Origin of the sequence: Rhizobium sp. SL86 (genome assembly GCF_026672545.1) — a bacterium.
GTDB lineage: Bacteria > Pseudomonadota > Alphaproteobacteria > Rhizobiales > Rhizobiaceae > Neorhizobium.
Genome location: NZ_JAPPRJ010000009.1, coordinates 568,397 through 584,880, shown reverse-complemented (window position 1 = coordinate 584,880; position 16,484 = coordinate 568,397). Strand labels below are relative to the sequence as shown.

General features: G+C 62.0%; 13 protein-coding genes and 1 pseudogene. 10 read left to right on the top strand and 4 right to left on the bottom strand.

From position 1 onward, the window contains the following. Positions 1 to 108 precede the first annotated feature (108 nt). Positions 109 to 1,497, bottom strand: coding sequence for a class II fumarate hydratase (gene fumC, locus OU993_RS26060; protein WP_268161860.1), 1,389 nt, complete (start codon positions 1,495 to 1,497; stop codon positions 109 to 111). Between the two features lie 455 nt (positions 1,498 to 1,952). Here fumC and OU993_RS26055 point away from each other — a divergent pair, with 455 nt between their 5' ends. Together OU993_RS26055 and OU993_RS26050 are read left to right on the top strand one after the other, a co-directional pair. After that, a complete protein-coding gene (locus OU993_RS26055) occupies positions 1,953 to 3,875 on the top strand; it encodes a L,D-transpeptidase family protein (protein ID WP_268161858.1) in 1,923 nt (640 codons plus the stop codon). Between the two features lie 246 nt (positions 3,876 to 4,121). Further along, positions 4,122 to 4,916 carry a class I SAM-dependent methyltransferase gene (locus OU993_RS26050; protein ID WP_268162542.1) on the top strand — a complete coding sequence of 265 codons (795 nt, stop codon included), beginning with the start codon at positions 4,122 to 4,124 and terminating at the stop codon, positions 4,914 to 4,916. A gap of 29 nt (positions 4,917 to 4,945) precedes the next feature. Here the strand turns inward: OU993_RS26050 and OU993_RS26045 are convergent, their stop codons facing one another. Then, positions 4,946 to 5,590, bottom strand: a complete 645-nt coding sequence (locus OU993_RS26045; RefSeq protein ID WP_442793061.1) for an HAD family hydrolase — start codon at positions 5,588 to 5,590, stop codon at positions 4,946 to 4,948. 242 nt (positions 5,591 to 5,832) lie between these two features. On the opposite strand from OU993_RS26045, the gene rpiA reads away from it, so the two are divergent. From rpiA to gor, 3 genes are all read left to right on the top strand, one after another. Next, entirely contained in the window at positions 5,833 to 6,528 is a 696-nt protein-coding gene (rpiA, locus tag OU993_RS26040) for a ribose-5-phosphate isomerase RpiA (RefSeq protein WP_268161856.1), read from the top strand. 18 nt (positions 6,529 to 6,546) lie between these two features. Continuing rightward, entirely contained in the window at positions 6,547 to 7,110 is a 564-nt protein-coding gene (locus tag OU993_RS26035) for a DUF2059 domain-containing protein (RefSeq protein WP_268161853.1), read from the top strand. A gap of 137 nt (positions 7,111 to 7,247) precedes the next feature. Then, positions 7,248 to 8,639 carry a glutathione-disulfide reductase gene (gene gor, locus OU993_RS26030; RefSeq protein ID WP_268161850.1) on the top strand — a complete coding sequence of 464 codons (1,392 nt, stop codon included), beginning with the start codon at positions 7,248 to 7,250 and terminating at the stop codon, positions 8,637 to 8,639. Between the two features lie 93 nt (positions 8,640 to 8,732). Here gor and OU993_RS26025 read toward each other — a convergent pair whose 3' ends face one another. Continuing rightward, positions 8,733 to 9,983, bottom strand: a complete 1,251-nt coding sequence (locus tag OU993_RS26025; RefSeq protein ID WP_268161847.1) for a pilus assembly protein TadG-related protein — start codon at positions 9,981 to 9,983, stop codon at positions 8,733 to 8,735. Between the two features lie 309 nt (positions 9,984 to 10,292). Here OU993_RS26025 and OU993_RS26020 point away from each other — a divergent pair, with 309 nt between their 5' ends. The 5 genes and pseudogenes from OU993_RS26020 (at position 10,293) to bluB (ending at position 15,770) form a co-directional block, all read left to right on the top strand. Continuing rightward, positions 10,293 to 11,666 (top strand): class II 3-deoxy-7-phosphoheptulonate synthase, encoded by a 1,374-nt coding sequence (locus OU993_RS26020; RefSeq protein ID WP_268161845.1) that lies wholly within the window; start codon positions 10,293 to 10,295, stop codon positions 11,664 to 11,666. Between the two features lie 360 nt (positions 11,667 to 12,026). Next, on the top strand, positions 12,027 to 12,425 hold the full coding sequence (locus OU993_RS26015) for a GFA family protein (RefSeq protein ID WP_268161843.1): 399 nt from the start codon (positions 12,027 to 12,029) through the stop codon (positions 12,423 to 12,425). A gap of 83 nt (positions 12,426 to 12,508) precedes the next feature. After that, positions 12,509 to 14,183, top strand: a pseudogene (locus OU993_RS26010) (NAD+ synthase). A 49-nt stretch (positions 14,184 to 14,232) separates the two neighbouring features. Then, on the top strand, positions 14,233 to 15,066 hold the full coding sequence (locus tag OU993_RS26005) for a TolB family protein (RefSeq protein WP_268161841.1): 834 nt from the start codon (positions 14,233 to 14,235) through the stop codon (positions 15,064 to 15,066). Beyond that, positions 15,063 to 15,770: a 5,6-dimethylbenzimidazole synthase gene (gene bluB, locus OU993_RS26000; protein ID WP_442793042.1), complete on the top strand. Its 708-nt coding sequence runs from the start codon at positions 15,063 to 15,065 to the stop codon at positions 15,768 to 15,770. The genes OU993_RS26005 and bluB overlap by 4 nt, the downstream gene beginning before the upstream one ends. 9 nt (positions 15,771 to 15,779) lie before the next feature. Here bluB and OU993_RS25995 read toward each other — a convergent pair whose 3' ends face one another. Next, complete coding sequence (locus OU993_RS25995; RefSeq protein WP_268161837.1) at positions 15,780 to 16,460, bottom strand: hypothetical protein; 681 nt, start codon at positions 16,458 to 16,460, stop codon at positions 15,780 to 15,782. Positions 16,461 to 16,484 lie beyond the last annotated feature (24 nt).

The window sequence follows — 16,484 nt, the reverse complement described above, 5'->3', positions numbered from 1 at the left end:
GTGCAGAAAATTTTTTCGGAACTTTTGAGTTGTGTTTTTCGGGATCGATTGACGGGAAAGCAAGCAAAAGGGCGGCCGCCGGGGCCGCCCTTTTCCCATCGTTCGGCGTTACTTGGGGCCGATCATGTTTTCCGGGCGCACATACTGATCGAATTCTTCGTTCGTCAGATAACCGCCGCCGACGGCTTCTTCACGCAGCGTCGTGCCGTTCTTGTGAGCGGTCTTGGCGATCTTGGCGCAGATATCATAACCCAGCTTGGAGTTGAGGGCGGTGACCAGCATCAGCGAGTTTTCCACGCCGCGCTTGATGTTGTCCTCGCGCGCCTCGATACCGACGACGCAATTGTCGGTGAAGGAAACGGCGGCATCGCCGAGCAGTTGGACCGACTGCAGGAAGTTGTAGGCCATCATCGGATTGTAGACGTTGAGCTCGAAATGGCCCTGGCTGCCGGCAAAGGTGATGGCGGCATGGTTGCCGAAGATATGGGCGCAGACCTGGGTCATTGCTTCCGACTGGGTCGGGTTGACCTTGCCCGGCATGATCGAGGAACCCGGCTCGTTTTCCGGCAGGGCCAGTTCGCCAAGACCGGCACGCGGGCCGGAGCCGAGGAAACGGATGTCGTTGGCGATCTTGAAGAGAGCTGCGGCCGCGGCGTTGATCGCGCCATGCGCAAAGACCATCGCGTCGTGGGCGGCGAGCGCTTCGAACTTGTTCGGCGCGGTGACGAAGGGTAGGCCGGTGATCTTGGCGATCTCTTCGGCGACCTTTTCGGCGAAACCGACCGGCGCATTGAGGCCGGTACCGACGGCCGTGCCGCCCTGGGCCAGTTCATAAAGGCCGGAAAGCGAGATTTCGAGGCGCTTGATGGCGGATGCGACCTGGGCGGTATAACCGCCGAATTCCTGGCCGAGCGTCAGCGGCGTTGCATCCTGCGTGTGCGTGCGGCCGATCTTGATGATATGGGCAAATGCCTTGGCCTTGGCGTCGAGCGCCGCGTGCAGGTGCTGCAGGCTCGGGATCAGGTGACGGACGATCTGCTCGGCGCAGGCGATGTGCATGGCCGTCGGATAGGTGTCGTTCGACGACTGGCTCATGTTGACGTGGTCGTTCGGGTGAACCGGCTTCTTGGAGCCCATCACGCCGCCCAGCATCTCGATGGCGCGGTTGGAGATCACTTCGTTGGCATTCATGTTCGACTGCGTGCCGGAACCGGTCTGCCAGACGACGAGCGGGAAGTGGTCGTTGAGCTTGCCGTCGATGACTTCCTGGGCGGCTGCGATGATCGTTTCGCCAATCTTGGCGTCGAGGCCGCCAAGCGCCATGTTGGCGCGGGCCGCCGCCTGCTTGACGATGCCGAGCGCACGCACGACGGAGAGCGGCTGCTTCTCCCAGCCGATCTTGAAGTTGCCGAGCGAGCGCTGGGCCTGGGCGCCCCAGTAGCGGTCGCTTGCGACCTCGATCGGGCCAAAGGTATCGGTTTCGGTGCGCGTGGTCATCGTTCTGCCTCTGTGTGACACGGGATCTGGATAAGGTCTCGCGGGTCTGGCTGGATCGTGCCGCCATGCCTCCCGCAAGCCCGGGCGCGCGAATTACTATACGAATGATTGGCGACTGCAAGCACTGCGAAGGTGTCAGGCCGAGAGCGCCAGCCGTGTTTTTCCGGTCACGCTCGCAAAAAGTTGTGCGATGCCAAGTGCTGCTCGGGGCAAGTCCCGGCTGGATGACCACGCCGCGTCAGTAAAAATTTAACGAATGCTTTCTTAAGGTTCTGGAAACGATTGGCGGTGGCCGCTGCCCGTAAGCGCGACTGACATGCTGCCTTTCGTTTACTTTTCACGCCGCGCGTGATCCGCTAGACAGGCGCGACAGAATTCCAGAAGCCCACTGATTCAAGGCTCACAAGGTGACGGGGACCCAATTGCCGCACGCCCATAAGAAGAAGACTTCGCTGATGCTCGCCCTGATGTCGGGCATTTCCGTCTGTTCGCTCGCCGTTCCATCGGCGAATGCGCTGACCCTGATGGAGATGCTGCGCGGCAAGCGCCAGAGCATCCAGGAGCAGGTGGAAGGCCGGGCCGGCGCGGCTGCGGTGTCGCCCACCGACCAGCGCGCGATCGACATGAGCGATCCGGAGCCGCTGCCGAAGGTATCTGGTCCGAAATACTATACCTACAAGACCGACAGCATGCGGGCCCTGAAGACGGCCGGTTTTGCGGCGGCCTCCGCCACCGATGACACGCGCTTCCTGATGGATGCCAAGGTTGCAGCACCCTCCGATATCGCCGCTGCGGTGGAAGCCTTTTATCGCACGTCTGCCAAGCCGCTCTGGGTGGAGCAGGGCGATGTGAACGAGCGCGCCCGCGCCGTTCTGGCGGCGTTCGAAAAGGCCGCAGACTACGGTCTCGATCCGGCCGATTACCGGGTTAACGTTCCGGCGCTGACGACCGCAAGCGTGACGGAGCCCACGGCACCCGTTGCCGCCGGCGAGACCGCTTCCCCGGTCACCACCATTGCCGCAGCTCAGCCGGATGTCGCCGTTGCGCCGCCTGCAACGCCTGCTGCACCGGCTGACCAGCCGCAGAAGGATCTGATGCAGTTCGAGCTGGCGCTCTCGGCGAAAGCCCTGATGTTTGCGCAGGACATGGTGCGCGGCCGTATCGATCCCAACCGGATTTCCGGTTTTCACGACCTGAAACGCAAGGACGTCGATCTCGCCGCTATCCTGCCGGCGATCGGCACGGCACCGGATGCCGGCGCCTATCTCACAGGTTTTGCACCGCAGAGCCCGCAATTCCTGGCGCTGAAGACCGAGCTGCAGCGCCTGCGCAGCGAGGCGGTTGCGACCGAACAGCCCGTGCAGCTGCCGGACAACCTGCTTCTCAAGCCCGGTGAAAAGAACGCCGAACTCGCCAAGGTGGTCGAGGTCATCGAACGCCGGGCCTCCGAGCAGCTGAAGAGCGAACATGCGGCAACGCTTGCCGCCTATCAGGATACGCCGGACTATGCGCCGGAGCTGGTGGAGCTGGTGAAAGGGTTTCAGAAGGAACTCGGCCTGAAGCCGGACGGCGTCGTTGGTCCGGCGACGGTGCGCGCCATGACCGGCCACACGAGCGAAAGCAAGATCGACAAGCTGATCGTGGCCATGGAACAGGCCCGCTGGCTGCCGGACAATCTGGGCGACCGTTACGTCTTCATCAACCAGCCGGCATTCCAGGTCTATTATCACGAGCACGGCCAGGAACAGTTCGCCATGCGGGTCGTCGTCGGCTCGCGCTCCAACCAGACCTATTTCTTCCAGGACCAGATCGAGACGGTCGAGGTGAACCCCTATTGGGGCGTGCCGCAGTCGATCATCATCAACGAGATGCTGCCGAAGCTGCGGCAGGATCCGAGTTATCTCGACCGGCTTGGTTACCAGGTCGAGGTTGCCGGCCGCGCGGTTTCGTCCACGGCTGTCGACTGGTATTCCTCGACCCAGTCGGTCTCCGTGCGCCAGCCGCCGTCCAGCGACAACGCGCTGGGCGAACTCAAGATCCTGTTCCCCAACAGCCATGCGATCTACATGCATGACACCCCGCAGAAGGCCTTCTTCAAGCGCGACATGCGTGCCTTGAGCCATGGCTGCGTGCGTCTGGCCGAACCGCGGAAGATGGCGGCTGCCGTGCTCGGCGTCAGCGAGGCAGAGGTCGGACAGCGGATCGCCCAGGGCAAAAACGCCGCCATTCCGGTGACGGCGAAGATCCCGGTCTATGTCGCCTATTTCACCGCCTGGCCGAACAAGGACGGGCATGTGGAATTCTTCGACGACGTCTACGGCCGCGACGAAGCGGTGGAAAAGGCCTTCGCGGCAACCAGCAAGGCCCGCGGCGCCTGATCCATTTTGCGCTTGCAGCAATCGGGGCCAGCATCCGTCTGGCCCCTTTTTTATAGAGAGCGTCCACGGTGCCACGAAGGACGTTTCGGTCAGACCGTGACGGCTGTTCGACGAGAGTTAGGCGTCAGCGTGCTTGTGCGCCGGTCGCCCGATGACGAAGGTGTGACCGGAACTGTCAGTTTTCGCGGGTTGCACCGATACGCCAGATCCGACAGCCTGCTGCCTGGCAAGGCAGCGGCAGGAGGACTGACAGTGTCCGAGGCGGAAAATGCCAGACAGTATGGCGATGTCCACAAGATCGCCGCACGGGCTCGACTTCACACCCGTTATACGATTGCGGACATTGGCTGGTTTCCCTGGGTTGCCGCGCAACTGCCGATGTTTGATGGCGCGCACCTCCTCGATGTCGGATGCGGGCCGGGCTGGTTCTGGAGATCCTGCGGTCCGCTGCCAGCCGATCTTAACCTCACGCTGACGGATCGTTCGGCGTTCATGGTGGCGGATGCCCGGGAGCGTTGTTCCGCGCTTGCCCTTGGCAGCCTCTCGGGCGAAACCGCCGACGCCGTAAACCTTCCCTTTGCCGATGACTGCTTTGACGGCGTGATCGCCATGCACATGCTCTATCATCTGGACGATCCGGCACGGGCGATTGCCGAGATGGCGCGTGTTCTCAAGCCGGGCGGTTTCCTGGCCGTCACCACCAATGGCATCGGCAACATGCGGGAGATCTACGCGCTGACGACCGTGCTTGGCGGGCTGCCAATGGACCCGGCCGCTGCCCGTTTCGGGTTTGCCGAGGCGGAAAACCTGATGCGACAGACTTTTGGCGCGGTCACCGTCCGGCGACATCCGTCCCGCATGCGGGTAACCGGACCCGAGGACATCTTCCTCGCTATGACGTCTTTTCCTCCCTGCGAGGATGCCGGGGAGGCGGATCTCCTCGCCTTCCGGCATGCCATAAACGAGGCCTTCGCGAGAGGCGGCGGGGCGATCGAGACCGAGCAGGAGCGGGGTCTCTTCCTCAGCCGCAAGGCGGTGTGATCCGGGGCGCGTGTGCTACAGCGCGCCGGTCAGCCGGCGTTTTCCGCAATCACCGCATCGACCAGATCCGGGGTCAGCTCGCGGAAATGGCTGATGATGCGGGTGGGCTGAAGGTCGGCGATCGGGACGTCGGAATACCCGAAGGTCACCCCGACGGAGCCGATGCCGGCATTTTTTGCCGCCATGATGTCGTTCACGCTGTCGCCGATCAGGATGCTTCTCACCGGGTCGCCGCCGGCGCGTTCGATGGTGCCGAGCAGGTGGCGGGCATCGGGCTTGCGCACGGCAAACGTATCGCCGCAGGTGATCGCGACAAAACGCGCCGACAGCTGCATCCTGTCGAGCAGCGGCAGCGCCAGCTGTTCCAGCTTGTTGGTGCAGACGGCAAGCCGCATGCCGGCCTCTTCCAGCCGGTCGAAGCAGGCGTCGAGCCCTTCATAGGCCTCGCTCTTGCCCGGCATATGGGCCAGATAATGATCCAGGAAATGGCCAAGCAGCCGCTCCACCTCGGTGTCGTCGATCGGCACCTCGCGCAGCTTGAAAGCGCGGCGGATCATCACACGCGCGCCCTGGCCGACGAGGTGGGTGAGATCGTCGAAGGTGACAGGGGCGAGATCCCGCAGCGCAATGGTGTCGTTCAGACTGTCGATCAGGTCGGGCGCGGTGTTGATCATGGTGCCGTCGAGATCGAAGACGACGAGTGGCTTGACGGATGACGGATGGATCACGGCATGTCCCTGGCTGGCATGGAGGAATGGGGAAGACCCCGCCTGACTTAGCGGCAGAACCTGTCATTTGCAATTTACTGCCGCTCTATCCTGACAATCTCGGTCAGATTGCTTGGAGGAGGGACTTTTGTTTGGCGGACGGGGCGTGTAAACAGCACCTCGGCGAAACAGACGGGAGCTTGCGGCGCATGGACGCCCGGGAAATGAAAATCAAGGCGGCCGAGGCGGCCCTCGCGCATGTCGAAGATGGAATGCGGCTCGGCATCGGTACCGGTTCGACGGCCGAGGAATTCGTGCGGCTTTTGGCGGAAAAGGTGGCGGACGGCCTGAAGGTCGAGGGGGTTCCGACCTCTGAACGCACCGCAAGGCTCTGCCTGGAGCTCGGCGTTCCGCTGAAATCGCTCGACGAACTGCCGGAACTCGACCTGACGATCGACGGCGCGGACGAAGTGGATGCCGGCCTGCGGCTGATCAAGGGCGGCGGCGGCGCACTTTTGCGCGAGAAGATCGTCGCGTCCGCATCGGCGCGCATGATCGTGATTGCCGACGAGAGCAAGGTCGTCGACACGCTCGGCAAGTTTCCGCTGCCGATCGAGATCAATCCCTTCGGCATGGCAACCACGCGGATCGCCATTGAAAAGCTCGCCGGAAAGCTTGGCCTGACGGGCGACATCAAGCTGCGCAAGTCCGGTGACGGGGTGTTTACCACCGATGGCGGACACCATATCTATGACGCATTTTTTGGCCGTATTCCTGATGCAGAGGCCTTAGCGAGCCAACTCAATTCCATTCCCGGCGTCGTCGAACACGGGCTGTTCATCAACATGGCGTCCTTCGCGATCATTGCCGGACCGGCGGGTGCGCGGACGCTGAAGGCGAATTAAAACAGGAGCATTGAAACCATGATCAGACAAGCGGTTCTCGGCCGTGTCGCCGCGCTCGCAATCCTTCTTTCGGGCACCGCCTTTGGTGCGTCTGCCGGTGCTCAGGATCTCACCCCCGAACACCTGAAGGCGGCGCGCGACGTGATCACCGCCCTCAATGCGACCGCCCGTTACGACGCCATCCTGCCGAACCTCGCCGAGCGGCTGAAGAACGAATATACGCTCGCTTCGCCGAACTATGTCGACCAGATCAGCAAGACGGTCGATGCCGAGGCACTGGCTCTGGCGCCGCGTCGTGCCGACCTGGAAAAGGAAGTGGCCTCCACCTTCGCCCGCTCCTTCACCGAAGCGGAACTGAAGCAGATCGCCGCCTTCTACAGCTCGGATGTTGGCAAGAAATATCTTCAGACACTGCCGCTGATCCAGCGTGAATCGGTGCGTGCCGCCGAAATCTGGGCGAACGGCATTTCCCGCGACCTCACCAACAACAGCGGCGCGAAGTTGCGCAGCGTCATGGACGCCACCGTCGTTCAGCCGCCGGTTGCCGATGTTGGTGGCCAGGCCCCGGCCGCCAAACCCTGAGCGGTTTGGACGATCCTGAGATCTCGTGATTGGCCCGGCTTGTCCGGGCTTTTCAATGGGCGCTTGCGCGTCCTATATGCGGTGGCGAGGCTTTGTCGCCGCCTCGCCATCCGAACCGCTGATGCAAGGAGTTTGCCATGACCGCCTATGATTATGATCTGTTCGTGATTGGCGGAGGTTCCGGCGGGGTTCGTTCCGCGCGGCTTGCCGCTTCGATGGGCAGACGCGTGGCGATTGCCGAAGAATACCGGTTCGGTGGGACCTGCGTGATCCGCGGCTGCGTGCCGAAGAAACTCTTTGTATATGCCTCGCAGTTCCACGAGCATTTCGAGGATGCCGCCGGTTACGGTTGGACTGTCGGTGAAAGCCGGTTCGACTGGCCGACGTTGATCGCCGCCAAGGACAAGGAAATTGCGCGTCTGGAAGGGCTTTACCGCCGTGGGCTGGAAAATGCCGGCGCCGAACTTCTGGACACGCGCGCTGTTCTGACCGGCCCGCATGAAATCCGTCTTCTGAAGACGGAAAAGACCGTGACGGCGGAAACGATCATCATCGCAACCGGCGGCACGGCCAATCCGCATGCCTCTCTGCCCGGCCATGAGCTGTGCATCACATCCAACGAGGCGTTTCATATCGAGGAGCTGCCGAAATCCATCCTGATTGCCGGCGGCGGTTACATTGCGGTCGAATTCGCCAACATCTTTCATGGGCTTGGCGTCGACACGACGCTGATCTATCGCGGCAAGGAAATCCTGTCGCGTTTCGACATCGACATGCGCCAGGGGCTGCACAAGGCGATGGTGGACAAGGGCATCCGCATCGTGCTGACCGATGTGATCGAGGAAGTGACGAAGTCGCCGGCTGGTGGGCTCACGGCGCGCACCAAGGCCGGTGCGACGATTGCCGCCGACCAGGTGATGCTGGCGCTCGGCCGCGATCCGAATACGGTCGGGCTCGGGCTGGAGACGGCCGGGGTCGCCGTCGACCATCGTGGCGCCGTCGTCGTCGATGCCTATTCGCGCACCAACGTGCCGCACATCTTTGCGCTCGGCGACGTGACCGACCGCGTGCAACTGACCCCGGTCGCGATCCACGAGGCGATGTGTTTCATTGAGACGGTCTACAAGAACAACCCGACCGCACCGGACCACGACCTCATCGCGACCGCCGTCTTTTCGCAGCCGGAGATCGGCACCGTCGGCCTGTCGGAGGAGGAGGCTTCGGCCAAGTTCGACGAGATCGAGGTCTACCGGGCCGAGTTCCGTCCGATGAAGGCGACGCTCTCCGGCCGGGCCGAAAAGATGATCATGAAACTCATCGTCAACGCCGCCGACCGCAAGGTGGTGGGCGCGCATATTCTCGGCCACGACGCCGGCGAAATGGCGCAGCTGCTCGGCGTTTCGCTGAAGGCGGGCGTGACGAAGGATGATTTCGACCGGACCATGGCCGTGCATCCGACCGCGGCGGAAGAACTGGTGACGATGTACAAGCCGAGCTACCGGGTCAAGGGTGGCGAGCGCATCGCCTGATGTGTCCTGTTGAAGGACCAGCGTGACGGTGAAGAGAAAAGAAAGGGCCGGCGAAAGCTGGCCCTTTGACGTATCTGGAAGACGGTGCGCCGCTCAGCCCGTCAGGCGCGGTGCGCTGATCACCTTGCGGAACAGGGCCTGCATCGCTTCCGTGATGCCTTCGCTCGGCGAGACCTCGAAATAATAGCCGGGGGAGGCGCAGGCTTCCATATTGGTGGGAATCTGGCTGCTGAACGGCTTGATCCAGTTCTTCCACCAGCTGTCGTCCGGCAGATCGAGATAGGTCGTATAAAGCACCGCGATCTTCACACCCTTGTCCTTGATCGCCTTGCAGTAGCTCGGCTGTAGCGGTTCTTGACAGCGGGTCGGCTGTTTTTCCGGCATGCTTCGCGTGCAGTTGGTCGTCTGGTAATCGGCAACCCCATCCGAGACGAAGAACAGGACCTTCTGGCGGTCTGTGCTGGAATAGCCGGCGCCGCCGGTGCCGATCTTCGTCTTCATGGACGTTAGTGCGGCATTAAAATCCGTCAACTGATTGGCGAGATAGTTGTTCTTCTTAGTCGTCATGAGATCGACCGCATCGGTTGCGGTGCGAACCTTGGCCATGTCGCTGTTCATCGCGATGATTTCGGTCAGGCCAGCTGTATCGGCCGTTGCTCCGAATGTGTAAACGGCCATCCGATACTGGTTGGTCACGCGCATATATTCGGTCGCGTCATGGGTCAGCGCCTGGGTTGCTTCGCGCACGACGTCGATGCGCATCTTCACGCCGAGGTTCTTGGCGATCAGGTAGGTGTTCTGATCCGCATCAGCGGTGGCATGGCAGGCGAACGCGCAAGGGTCGTCACCAGTGTTCTTTTCCATGAGCGTGATGCCGGCCTGCGTGGCCGCAAGCCCCATCGACGGCGTGTTGTCGAGCAGCATGTAGAAATCGACGAAGGCATTTGTCTGGTAACTGGCCGTGGCGCTTCCCGAAACGGTGACGCTGTCCTTGCCGAAGATGTTCATGAACGAGGTGGGCACGCGCGCCTCGAAGTTCAGCTGCGAGGTCATCTCGTTGCCGGTGCGCAGGATGCTGATATTGGTGGAAAGGATGCGGTCGCGCATCTCTTCCGGCACCTGGGCCAGGAACAGTGTTTTTGCATCGGCATCGGCGACATCGACGGCACCGTCCGATGTCATCGCGAGCGCGGCCGCGACACCTGCCGACTTTTCAGCCAGTGCGCCAACAGCGGCTGCATCGGCGGCCTTCATCAGCATTTCCTTTTGCTCGAACGCATAATTCACATCGACGGCCATGCCGGCGGCGCCGATCAACGGGACGGCGAGCAATGCCGTCATCATGCCGAAGTTTCCGGTACGGTCGCGTAAGAAATCTCTGAAAATCATTGCGGACACCAAATAGAATACGATCCACGGGCGATACCCTGCCGCATGCAGGCCTTAGACGGCGTCATTCCGCCTTCATTTGGCCGACCACAATAACGGCAAAGCCTCAGCAATCTGATAAGATGCAAGGTAAATTTTCGGCTGCGGGACAGCTTCGAATGCTGCGCGACGCTTGGCCTATGCAAACGGGTGTCGAAGGAGTATAAGCCGCGCCTATTCTAACAATCCCGGCCCGACCGGCTCGATGAACGACGGAATACGGACATGGCACAGAACTGGACCCCGAACACCTGGCGGCAGAAGCCCATTCAGCAGGTGCCGGACTATCCGGATGCGGAGGCACTCGTTGCAACCGAGGCGCAACTCGCCACCTTTCCGCCTCTGGTGTTTGCCGGTGAAGCCCGCCGGCTGAAGAAGAGCCTTGCGCAGGTTGCCGAAGGCAATGGTTTCCTGCTGCAGGGCGGTGACTGCGCCGAAAGCTTCATGGAGCACGGCGCCGACACGATCCGCGATTTTTTCCGTGCCTTCCTTCAGATGGCCGTGGTGCTGACCTTTGGCGCCCAGCAGCCGGTGGTGAAGGTCGGCCGTATCGCCGGCCAGTTCGCCAAACCGCGCTCGTCCAACATCGAGAAGCAGGGTGACGTGGAACTGCCGTCCTACCGCGGCGACATCATCAACGGCATCGAGTTCACCGCAGATGCGCGTATTCCGAACCCGGAACGCCAGCTGATGGCCTACCGCCAGTCGGCAGCGACGCTGAACCTTCTGCGCGCCTTCGCCATGGGTGGTTATGCCAACCTCGAAAACGTGCACCAGTGGATGCTGGGCTTCGTCAAGGATTCTCCCCAGGGCGAACGTTACCGCAAGCTGGCCGACCGGATCTCCGAAACCATGGACTTCATGAAGGCTGTGGGCATTACCTCGGAAAACAATCCGGCGCTACGCGAAACCGATTTCTTCACCAGCCACGAGGCGCTGCTTCTGGGTTATGAGGAAGCGCTGACGCGCGTCGATTCCACCTCGGGTGACTGGTACGCGACCTCCGGCCACATGATCTGGATCGGTGACCGCACCCGCCAGGCTGACCATGCGCATGTGGAATTCTGCCGCGGCATCAAGAACCCGATCGGCCTGAAATGCGGCCCGTCGCTGCAGGCGGACGATCTTTTGCGCCTGATCGACATCCTGAACCCGGCCAACGAAGCCGGGCGCCTGACGCTGATTTGCCGTTTCGGCCACGACAAGGTCGCCGATCATCTGCCGCGCCTCGTCCGCGCCGTCGAGCGCGAGGGCCGCAAGGTGGTCTGGTCGTGCGATCCGATGCATGGCAACACGATCACGCTCAACAACTACAAGACCCGGCCGTTCGACCGGATCCTGTCGGAAGTTGAAAGCTTCTTCCAGATCCACCGCGCCGAAGGCTCGCATCCGGGTGGCATCCATGTTGAAATGACCGGCAAGGACGTGACGGAATGCACGGGCGGCGCGCGCGCCGTCACCGCCGGTGATCTGCAGGATCGTTACCACACCCATTGCGATCCGCGGTTGAACGCCGATCAGGCGCTGGAACTGGCGTTCCTGCTGGCCGAGCGCATGAAGAGCGGCCGCGACGAAAAGCGTATGGTCGCCAACGGCTGAACCTGACGCGACGTCCATTCCATCGAGAAAAGAAGAAAGGCCGGCATTGGGGGGAAATGCCGGCCTTTCCATTACCCCGTCCGACGTGCTGAAGGGATGACGGGTATTCAAACGTGCCGGGCGATTGGGGGAACACCGCGCCGGCGAATTCCTATTTGCTTATCTGCGAATATAATCACAGGTTGCGGTTAACGGCAGGTTAACGCGCGACAAAAAATTTTTCCGCAATTTTCTGGTGTTTGTCCGTTTCCGCGTGAGGGGTCGCTCAATACTATTGATGATTGCGATCAACAGAATGTGTTTGTGATTATCCGCTCCGGCGACCACACTGCCCTGGTTCAATTTTCGGGAGCCTATGAGATGATGCGGACCGGACAATGCCTTTGTGGATCTGTCAGGCTTAAGATCAACGGTGAGGTCGGGCCGGTGATTGCCTGCCATTGTTCGCAATGCCGGCGTCAGACGGGTCTCTATTTTGCCAGCGCCGACGTACAGCGTGCCGATCTGACCATCGAGGGCGAGGCATTCATTTCCTGGTATCATGCGAGCGACAAGGCGGCGCGCGGTTTCTGCAACCGCTGCGGATCGGCGCTGTTCTGGGCGGCCGTGGGGTCGCCGAAGATTTCCGTCATGGCCGGTCTCTTCGATCAGCCCTCGGGTCTCTTGATGGACCACCACATCTATTGCCGGGACAAGGGTGATTTTTACGTGATTGCCGATGGCCTGCCGCAGTACGATACCTATCCGCAGCAGGCGTAGCGGCGATTTCCCCGTCACACCGTCGCAAAAATTTCGCGGCGTCCGACGTTGCTCCGGCCCAAGGTGCACGCTAAATCAATCTCATGACCCAAGCTGTTGCCCAGACCCTCCGCATCGCCCTTGCCCAACTCAATCCCATTGTCGGCGATGTCGCCGGCAATCTGGCGCTGGCGCGCGAGGCGCGCAAAACCGCAGCGCAGCAGGGCGCGGAACTCATCGTGTTCAGCGAACTGTTCCTCTCCGGTTATCCGCCGGAGGACCTGGTGCTGAAGCCCGCCTTTCTGAAATCCTGCTGGCGCGCGCTGGAAGCGCTGGTGGAGGACAGCAAGGATGGCGGACCCGGCATCATCATCGGGCTGCCGCGCCAGAGCGACAAGGGCCGGCACAATTCGGCGGCGATCGTCGATGGCGGCAAGATCCTCTCGCTGCGCGACAAGATCGACCTGCCGAATTACGGTGAATTCGACGAGAAGCGTGTCTTCGACGAAGGCGAGATGCCGGGACCGGTGAATTTTCGCGGCGTGCGGATCGGCGTTCCGATCTGCGAGGAGATCTGGAACGATCTCGGTGTCTGCGAGACGCTGGCCGAAAGCGGCGCCGAGCTTCTGATCGTGCCGAACGGATCGCCCTATCATCGCGGCAAGGTGGATGTGCGCCATCAGGTGGCGCTGCGCCAGGTGATCGAAAGCGGGCTGCCGCTGATTTTCGTCAACCAGTTGGGTGGCCAGGACGAGCTGGTCTTCGATGGTGCGAGCTTCGGCTTTAATGCCGACAAGACGCTCGCCTTCCAGATGCCGGAGTTCGAGACGGCGCTTTGCCTCACCGAATGGCAGCGGCAGGGCGAGACCTGGGTGTGCACCGACGGGCCCGTTGCGGCGATCCCCGAACAGGAGGAGGCCGATTACCGCGCCTGCCTGCTCGGCTTCCGTGATTATGTGAACAAGAACGGTTTCAAGAGCGTCGTGCTTGGTCTGTCCGGCGGTATCGACTCGGCCGTTTGCGCCGCGATTGCGGTCGATGCTCTGGGCGCGGAGCGGGTGCGCACTGTGATGCTGCCTTATCGTTATACGTCCGAGGACAGTTTCAAGGATGCGGCCGATTGCGCCACGGCGCTCGGCTGCCGGTACGACATCGTGCCGATCATGGAGCCGGTCGAGGGGTTTCTTTCGGCACTTTCCGACATGTTCGAGGGAACCGAGGAAGGTATTACCGAGGAAAACCTGCAGAGCCGCACGCGCGGCACGATCCTGATGGCGATCTCCAACAAGTTCGGCGCCATGGTCGTGACGACCGGCAACAAGTCGGAAATGTCGGTCGGTTATGCCACCCTCTACGGCGACATGAACGGTGGCTTCAACCCGATCAAGGACCTCTACAAGATGCAGGTCTATGCGATCGCCGAATGGCGCAACCGGAATGTGCCGCACGGGGGCGCTGGGGCCGGGCGGCGAGGTGATCCCGGAAAACATCATTGCCAAGGCGCCATCCGCCGAACTGCGGCCGAACCAGACCGACCAGGATTCGCTGCCGCCCTATCCGGTGCTCGATGACATCCTGGAATGCCTGGTCGAGGGCGAGATGGCGGTGGACGACATTCTGGCGCGCGGGCATGATGCGGCCACCGTGCACCGGGTCGAACACCTGCTTTATCTCGCCGAATACAAACGCCGCCAGTCGGCGCCGGGTGTGAAGATCACCAAGAAGAATTTCGGCCGTGACCGGCGGTATCCGATCACCAACCGGTTCCGGGATCGGTAACCGCATCCTTCGCACGCCACAAGCGGAGTCAGACGAGCGGGAGCAAGACATGCGCAGTTCGATCGAGATCTACGACCTGAAGACCCGGTCCTCGCGCATTGTCTGGCAGAGCGAGGCCCTTTTCGAAGCGCCGAACTGGTCGCCGAAAGGCAACTGGCTGATGCTGAACAGCGAGGGCCGGATGTATCGTTTGCCCGTTGATGGACGCATGGCTCCCGAACGGATCGACACCGGTTTTGCCATCCAGTGCAACAACGACCACGGCATTGCACCGGATGGCCGGTTCATCGCGGTTTCCGACAAGTCTGAATTCGGCAAGTCGGCGATCTACATCCTGCCGGTTGCCGGCGGCGTACCGACACTGGTGACACGCGACCTGCCGTCCTACTGGCACGGATGGTCGCCGGACGGGGCGCATTTTGCCTATTGCGGCATCCGCAACGATGTTTTCGACATCTACACGATCCGCACGGACGGGACCGACGAGCGCCGCCTGACGCAGGGCGAGGGTCGCAATGACGGACCGGACTATTCTGCCGATGGCCGCTGGATCTATTTCAATTCCAGCCGGAGCGGGCGCATGCAGATCTGGCGTGTGCCGGCTGACGGTGGTGAGGCCGAGCGTATCACCGACAGTCCTTACGGCGACTGGTTTCCCCATCCCTCACCGGATGGCCGCAAGGTGGTTTTCCTGTCCTATGACGGTGACGTGTTCGACCATCCGCGCGATCTCGACGTGCGCATCCGGATGATGGATCCGGACGGCGCAAACGTCGAGACATTGTTCGAGCTGTTTGGCGGCCAGGGCACGATGAATTCGCCGAACTGGGCGCCGGACGGTTCCGCCTTCGCCTATGTGCGGTATGCGCCGGTCCAGCCATGAACAGTCCCTGTGATACTTCCAAAGGCGAGGCGCTGATGCCCGCCGGTCCGTTCGCGCCTGCCGCGCGCGAGGCGGTCTATCGGGCGATCCATACGCGGCGCGATGTGCGTGACCAGTTTCTGCCCGATCCGCTGCCGGAGGATCTGGTGTTGCGGCTGCTTCAGGCGGCGCATGCGGCGCCGTCGGTGGGCTTCATGCAGCCCTGGAGCTTCATCCTCATCCGCGATGGGGAGACGAAGGCCAAAGCCCATGCGGCCTTCCAGCGTGCCAATGACGAGGCGGCGGCGATGTTTGCCGGCGAACAGCAGGCGCTTTACCGCAACTTGAAGCTAGAAGGCCTCCTCAAGGCGCCGCTTTCGATCGTCGTCACCTCGGATCCCGATCGCGCCGGGCCCGTGGTGCTGGGGCGCACGCACAATCCGAAGATGGATCTTTATTCCACAGTCTGTGCCGTACAGAATCTCTGGCTTGCGGCGCGGGCAGAAGGGGTCGGTGTCGGCTGGGTCAGCATTTTCCGCGACGAGGATGTGCGGGCGCTGCTGGGCATTCCGCAACGGGTGGAAATCGTCGCCTGGCTCTGCCTCGGTTATGTCGGCGATCTTTATGTCGAGCCGGAACTTGCCATCAAGGGCTGGCGCCAGCGCCTGCCGCTCGAGGATCTCGTCTTCGAGGGGCGTTGGGGCGATGCGAAGGCGTCGGAGTAACGGACAGGCCTACTGCTGCGGTTGTGCGCCCGGCGTTGCGGGATTGGCGAGATCGATGCGGCTCTGATCGGGAAAGAATTGTGGGCCGACCATACGCACCGGACGGTCGGGCTTCCACTCGCGCTCCGGCACGGCTGGTGTCGGATCACGTCGCGCTTCCTGCTGTTTCGGCTTAAACTCGATGATCGACTGGGCAGGGGGCAGGCTGGTGCTGGGGCGCAGGCTTCCATCCGGCGCGATCGAGGCGGGAATGGTCGCGTAGTCGATCTCGCCGCACCGCAGGAGGCGCATCTCCTCGCGAAGGGCCGCCTCGTCACGGCCGAGCGAATTCACCACCTTCATGGATGTCTGTCTTTGTTCGATGATGGCGCGGCGGTTGTCTTCCATGGCCGATAGCGTCGCCTGGAAATCCTCGCAGACGTCTGCGGGGGCGCCGATCTCGACGATGCTGCCGGAACTGCAGCGCATGCGGGACATTTCCCGGCGGATCTTGCGGATTTCCTGCGCCTGCTGGGACAGGACGTCCGCATAACTGCGCGCAACGTCCGTATCGCCAATCACCTGCGTTGTCCCTGCAATTTCGCGGCCAAGCGCCATGCAGCGTTCGGCATTGGCCGCGACATCGCTGGCGGCCATGGCGGTTGCCGGCACGAACAGGAGGAGGGCGGAAAGGAACGGTTTTACCGGCATGAAAGGCTCTCGTCTTTCAGATGT

Excerpts from the sequence above, each read along its gene's own strand:
- OU993_RS26020 (WP_268161845.1), top strand. The coding sequence starts at position 10,293 with ATGGCACAGAACTGGACCCCGAACACCTGGCGGCAGAAGCCCATTCAG.
- OU993_RS26015 (WP_268161843.1), top strand. The coding sequence starts at position 12,027 with ATGATGCGGACCGGACAATGCCTTTGTGGATCTGTCAGGCTTAAGATC.
- rpiA (WP_268161856.1), top strand. The coding sequence starts at position 5,833 with ATGGACGCCCGGGAAATGAAAATCAAGGCGGCCGAGGCGGCCCTCGCG.
- OU993_RS26005 (WP_268161841.1), top strand. The coding sequence starts at position 14,233 with ATGCGCAGTTCGATCGAGATCTACGACCTGAAGACCCGGTCCTCGCGC.
- OU993_RS25995 (WP_268161837.1), bottom strand. The coding sequence starts at position 16,460 with ATGCCGGTAAAACCGTTCCTTTCCGCCCTCCTCCTGTTCGTGCCGGCA.
- OU993_RS26025 (WP_268161847.1), bottom strand. The coding sequence starts at position 9,983 with ATGATGACGGCATTGCTCGCCGTCCCGTTGATCGGCGCCGCCGGCATG.
- OU993_RS26055 (WP_268161858.1), top strand. The coding sequence starts at position 1,953 with ATGCTCGCCCTGATGTCGGGCATTTCCGTCTGTTCGCTCGCCGTTCCA.
- OU993_RS26045 (WP_442793061.1), bottom strand. The coding sequence starts at position 5,590 with ATGATCAACACCGCGCCCGACCTGATCGACAGTCTGAACGACACCATT.
- bluB (WP_442793042.1), top strand. The coding sequence starts at position 15,063 with ATGAACAGTCCCTGTGATACTTCCAAAGGCGAGGCGCTGATGCCCGCC.
- fumC (WP_268161860.1), bottom strand. The coding sequence starts at position 1,497 with ATGACCACGCGCACCGAAACCGATACCTTTGGCCCGATCGAGGTCGCA.
- OU993_RS26035 (WP_268161853.1), top strand. The coding sequence starts at position 6,547 with ATGATCAGACAAGCGGTTCTCGGCCGTGTCGCCGCGCTCGCAATCCTT.
- gor (WP_268161850.1), top strand. The coding sequence starts at position 7,248 with ATGACCGCCTATGATTATGATCTGTTCGTGATTGGCGGAGGTTCCGGC.